This is a genomic window from Trichocoleus sp. FACHB-46, from assembly GCF_014695385.1.
GTDB lineage: Bacteria > Cyanobacteriota > Cyanobacteriia > FACHB-46 > FACHB-46 > Trichocoleus.
This window is the reverse complement of the sequence record NZ_JACJOD010000009.1, coordinates 1-3,993: the sequence shown is the minus strand read 5'-3', so window position 1 is coordinate 3,993 and position 3,993 is coordinate 1. Positions and strand designations below refer to the sequence as shown.

5 protein-coding genes are annotated in these 3,993 nt (G+C 46.8%); 4 read left to right on the top strand and 1 reads right to left on the bottom strand.

What is annotated here, in order from left to right; all coding sequences use genetic code 11:
• Window positions 1-130 precede the first annotated feature (130 nt).
• The 4 genes from H6F72_RS05975 to H6F72_RS31035 all read left to right on the top strand — a co-directional run bounded on the left by H6F72_RS05975 (window position 131) and on the right by H6F72_RS31035 (window position 3,820).
• Window positions 131-580 carry a hypothetical protein gene (locus H6F72_RS05975; RefSeq protein ID WP_190432748.1) on the top strand — a complete coding sequence of 150 codons (450 nt, stop codon included), beginning with the start codon at window positions 131-133 and terminating at the stop codon, window positions 578-580.
• Window positions 581-742: 162 nt separating this feature from the next.
• Window positions 743-1,570 (top strand): ParA family protein, encoded by an 828-nt coding sequence (locus H6F72_RS05970; protein WP_242016812.1) that lies wholly within the window; start codon window positions 743-745, stop codon window positions 1,568-1,570.
• Entirely contained in the window at window positions 1,539-2,717 is a 1,179-nt protein-coding gene (locus H6F72_RS05965) for a ParB N-terminal domain-containing protein (protein WP_190432747.1), read from the top strand. Before H6F72_RS05970 ends, H6F72_RS05965 begins: the two co-directional genes overlap by 32 nt.
• A 50-nt stretch (window positions 2,718-2,767) precedes the next feature.
• On the top strand, window positions 2,768-3,820 hold the full coding sequence (locus tag H6F72_RS31035; RefSeq protein WP_190432745.1) for a PDDEXK nuclease domain-containing protein: 1,053 nt from the start codon (window positions 2,768-2,770) through the stop codon (window positions 3,818-3,820).
• 27 nt (window positions 3,821-3,847) lie between these two features.
• Here H6F72_RS31035 and H6F72_RS05955 read toward each other — a convergent pair.
• Window positions 3,848-3,993, bottom strand: a 146-nt coding sequence (locus H6F72_RS05955; RefSeq protein ID WP_190431017.1) for a transposase, incomplete at its 5' end; no start/stop codon positions are given.

The following is a 3,993-nucleotide window of genomic DNA, read 5'->3' as shown; positions in this document are numbered from 1 at the left end:
TCGAGCAAGTGATAGATTAGTTCTTGGGCGTGGGCAAGAATGTCCATGGTTCTTGCGGTCTATTAGTTTCACGCCCTTTCTGCCACCTTTTAAGCCTTGGTGCAAGATCTGAGAGCAACTGGAGCAGGTCATGCAGCAAGACCGCGACTTCTTTCTTCAGCATCCAGAAACCGATTATTACGTCCGGCCCATTACTTCGGCAGAAGTGATGGAAGGACAGTCGATGGGGAAGGTTGTGGATGCCACGGCTCGCGTTTTGGTCGGGGAGGTCGCTCCAGGGAGTCGGGTGCGCTTGACTATCCTGGATGATTTGCCGCCGCCTCTAGACGAGTTTAGAGCCCTCCAGCAGCAACTTCGCCAAGAGTTAGGAGCCAAGCCTGCGACTCTCAGGGATCGCATCAAACACAACCAGAAATCTCGTCCCAGAGCTCAAGGCTTTGGGCTTGCTTGGGTTGAAACCAGTGAAACACTTCCCCAAATCAGCCAATTTACGCTTCTTGAAATTAACGCCAAAGTGCTCAGGAGTAGGTTTGGCTGCCGCTGCTGCGAGCTCCACGCTGGGACTAGATTTGTACTGTAACGCTACGGTACAAACTAGCCTATCTGCCAACAAACTCGAAGAAATTGTTCAAATTCGATCGCCAAGTAACACCGTTCAGGTTATAAGTAGTGGATGTTAAGGACGAGATGTACTGTAACGCTACGGTACAGGATTTACCTTCCTCACTAGACACTATATGCTATGCCCAACCAAATGCGTCTTGCCATAATGACTGGGGCTGGAGGGGTGGGAAAAACCACTTTGGCAGTGAATCTAGGATACGAAGTCGCTCGCCAAGGGCGTAAAGTGGCTATCTTCGACCTAGACCCCCAAGGTTCCATTAATGTTGCTTGTCGCCTGAATAAAACACCCGCACCCAAAGCAACCACTGCCTGGCTTTACTCGGGTTTCTTTGATGGCACCTACACCTTGACTCCCGTTTGGGAGCAACACGTCAAAAACTTAGAAGTCTTTCAAGGAGGTAGCGCCCTCTTTAAAGTAATGCCTAGCTTTAGCCAGACAGGAGGCAGCAAGTTACTAAAGGAAGCACTTTCTGACTATCCAGTTCCTCACGACTTAATTATCTTTGACTGCCCAGCAACCTTAGAGCAAATTCCCAAGTCCGCTTTAATTGCTGCAACTCACCTGTTGGTTCCTTTGATGCCTGATGCAAAGGCAATCGATGGGACCCGAGTATTATTAGACTGGTATGCTGCCAATGTACAGGAGCTGCAACTCTCTCCACCCCCAGCATTTTTAGGGTTTGCTATCAATAATGTAGAAGACGGAGCAGAACATCAAAGGCTCTCCAAAGAATTACCGCCTCGATATGAAGCGCGAGGCTATCGAGTATTTCCGCCCATTAAACACTACACAGCCTTTACAAATGCTTGGTCAGAAGCAGTTCCGCTCCGGGTTCATCGAGCAACCCACCCAGCGTTAGAACCTATCGAAGTTATTGCTCAAGCGATTTTACAAGAAATGAAGGGAAGCAAGCGTGGCAAAGCGCGATCGGCTCGACGTGGATAGTTTTTTTTCTGAAGTTGACCAAACTCAGGAGGTTTACAATTTACGGGAACAAATTCAATTGCTCGAACAGCAACTGAATCAGCAGATTTCTCACGAGCAAACACTGATGGCTGAGATCGAACAGCTGCGATCCGATTCTCAGAACCTAGATCACCCACAGTTACAAAGTCAGATCAGCCAACTGCGGGAGCATTTGAAACAAAACCAGGGTACGATTCAATATTCAGTTCAAGAGATTTATCCCAACCCAAATCAACCTCGGAAGACGTTTACGGAAGAAGTTGAGGCGATGTCCCTCTCCCTACAACAAGAGGGACAGCTCGATCCGATCATTCTGTTTGAAGATGGAATGTTGTTTGACGGCGAGTGTCGGTGGCGAGCTGCAACCCATTTAGGATGGGACGCGATCGAAGCTGTTTTTACCACGAAACCTGCCGATTCAAGGATATTACGTCGTAAAGCTTATCTCACCAATTTGCATCGACGTGGCTTGAATGCCCTCGACAAAGCGGAAACAATAGTTGCGATCGCTTGTGATGAAGTCCCTGAACTTCCTCCTGAAGAGGTGCCACGCATTATTAATCGAGTTTTAACTCGGTTGAAACGCAAAAAGCAAAGTTTAGGAGAGCGTCTACACTTACAGCCTCATGAACAACAAAAAGCGGTTCTGGAGCAACTTGAAATTGATTCAACTGAGCTAGAAGTTTTTTTGATTCTCCTAGGACTACAGGAGCATCCAGCCTCTTTGAACCGCAACATTTTTCCAGCATTAAACCTTGCTTCTGACCTGAAAGCAGCGGTTCGTGGTCAAGGCCTGGGCTGTGCTCAGGCCTTGATTCTAAACCGACTTTCTGCATCAGATCTCGGGATTTCAGAACGGCAATGTTTAAAGCTCCGTAATAAAGGCATCAAAACTGTTCTGAGCCAAAATCTTTCAGCCACTCAAACACAACAGTGGGTTACGCAAGAAAAAGCCAAATACTTACAAAATTCTAGTTCAACTCCTAGAGATAAGCGAGTCGATCGCTTTTTATCTAGCGTTCAACGGTTCAATCTGGCTGAGATTGAGGCTTCAGCCGAACAGTTACAAGAACTTCAGCAGACTCTTGAAAACACGCTTGAGCAGGTCAAACACTTGCTGAAATGACGGGTGAATTTTCAACAAGCCTTGCTAGCTAAAGAGCGAGAATAATTTCTGTGCCTAAAAACTTCCTTTCTTCCTCAGAAGACTACAGTGATTTCCTCAACGCTCTTAAAGAGCGCATCCGTCATTCTCAAATCCAAGCTGCACTAGCGGTCAATCAAGAGCTCATATCACTTTATTGGCATATTGGTCGGGAGATTCTAGCCAAAGAACAAGAACAGGGGTGGGGCGCTAAAGTTGTAGAGCGACTGGCCCTAGACTTGAAGCGAGAATTTCCTGAAATGAAAGGATTTTCGGCGCGTAACATTCGATATATGAAGTCTTTTGCAGAAGCCTATTCTGATGAAGCAATTTTGCAACGCTGCGTTGCAAAATTGCCTTGGCGGCACAATATCGCACTGCTGGAGAAGTTGAAATCTACGGAAGAGCGACTCTGGTACGCTGAGCAAGCGATTCAGAATGGCTGGAGTCGGGATATTCTCGTTCTTCAAATTGAAAGCGAACTGCAGCGTCGATTGGGAAGCGCCACAACTAATTTCGAGCAAATACTCCCCAAACCACAATCTGATCTCGCTAACAGTCTCCTGAAAGACCCTTACCACTTAGAGTTCTTATCTTTAAGTAAAGATGCCCAAGAACGAGATTTGGAGAATGCCCTCGTTATCCATATTCGAGATTTTCTACTGGAACTCGGCGTGGGATTTGCCTTTGTGGGCAGTCAATTTCCGGTCGAAGTGGATGGAAGAGAGTATCGAATTGATCTCCTCTTCTATCACTTGCGCTTACGGTGTTACGTCGTGGTAGAATTGAAAATTGGGGACTTTCAGCCCAGCTTTGGGTCTCAGGTCAATTTCTACATCTCGGCGATTGATGATTTAATTCGCCATCCGGATGACCAGCCCACAATCGGACTGATTCTCTGCACATCTAAGAGTAAAACAGTGGTAGAGTATACCCTCCGCAACCTCAGTACTCCTATCGGAGTGGCTACTCATCGGCTGACTAAAGAAATTGAAGAGAGCTTACCTTCTGTAGAACAACTAGAGATGGAGCTAGAAACCCTTACCTCCGAAGTAAGTGCTGGAGACGAAGAGACCCAGAAATAGCACTGATCACTAGGGCGTGTTTTAAAACTACAGGCACATCATGATAGAGGCTAGAGTCATCATGGCAAGGTAGTTTTCAGCTTTTTTCTCATAGCGCGTTGCAATGCGACGGTTTTGCTTCAAGCGATTGAAACAGCGCTCCACCTGATTCCGTTGACGATAGACAGACTTGT